The 1,188-nt window shown below is 30.6% G+C and carries 2 protein-coding genes; one reads left to right on the top strand and one right to left on the bottom strand.

Annotated features, from left to right (window positions below; genetic code table 11):
- Positions 1-389 (top strand): Rib/alpha-like domain-containing protein (locus tag ACVRZD_RS10620; RefSeq protein WP_447450499.1); only part of this gene is annotated, 389 nt, incomplete at its 5' end.
- Between the two features lie 258 nt (positions 390-647).
- Here ACVRZD_RS10620 and ACVRZD_RS10615 read toward each other — a convergent pair.
- Positions 648-1,188, bottom strand: a 541-nt coding sequence (locus ACVRZD_RS10615) for a YSIRK-targeted surface antigen transcriptional regulator (protein ID WP_447450498.1), incomplete at its 5' end; no start/stop codon positions are given.

Here is a 1,188-nt window from a genome sequence, read left to right as displayed (position 1 = left end):
TTAATATTGGTGAAACACCTAAGGCAGAGGATTCAATCAGCAATTTACCAGAGTTACCAGCAGGTACTAAGGTAGAGTTTGAAACACCAATTGATACAACAACAGCAGGTGATAAACCAGGTAAAGTGGTTGTTACTTATCCAGATGGATCAAAAGATGTAGTTGATGTCACAGTTAAGGTTGTAGATCCAAGCACAGATGCAGAGAAGTATACTCCAACAGGTAAAGACCAAACTGTTAAACCTTTATCAACTATTGTAAATAATAATGATAATAAAAATAGTTTGCCAACAACTGGTGAAACTGTAAATCCATTCTTTAGTCTTGCGGCTTTATCAATTATTGCTTCTGTTGGTTTAATAGCTATTCCTAAGAAAAAGGAGGATTAATCTTTTGACCTAAAATGTCGTAAAACTTTTCCGGTTTTTTCTCTAGATATTCGTTTTCTCTCTCTTAAAAAAATCAAATATTTAAGAGGAAAAATCAAGTTTATACTTTAAAAAGATTGGATAATTTCCAATCTTTTTAGGTTTTTTAATCATTTCTACTTTTTTATAGTATTTTATTTAGCCTTATTTTCTAAGAAAAGTACTTCCCCTACATATAATAGATTGTAGGAGATAATGAAACACGGAAATTTTTAATTTTTAGGTATGTAGTTTATGTTGTATTCCTTGTATATATGTTATTGGACTTACACCAACTAATCTTTTAAAAGTTCTTGAAAAGTTAGTTGGTGTTGAAAATTGGAGCAACTCTGCAACTTGAGATAATGATTTTCCCTCATAGAGTAATTGTTTAGCGGCTTCGATTTTCAAACAAAGGAAATATTGTTTAATTGTCACTCCTTTTTCTTCTTTAAATAATTTTCGCAATTTAGATTCACTCATATGAAATTGACTGGCTATTTTCTCAGTTTTAATGTTATTGTTAAGATTGTTTTCAAGATATTTAATGACACTAATAACTGTTTTTGAATGTCGTGATATTATTTTATTTTTTATATCACGAATTTGTTGAGTATAAAATAAAATCGCTGTATCACGTAACTTTAAAACAGCACTCAATGATTGCACTTGCTCAGTTTCTCTAACAAAGCGATCCCTTGATTGATAAGCGGTTTCAATATCGAGACCAGATTGAATAGCCCCCTGAGCTAATCGATCGTAAGCCATTATAGAGTAGTTT

This window comes from Streptococcus hongkongensis (assembly GCF_053206145.1).
This window is presented reverse-complemented; position numbering and strand designations above follow the sequence as displayed.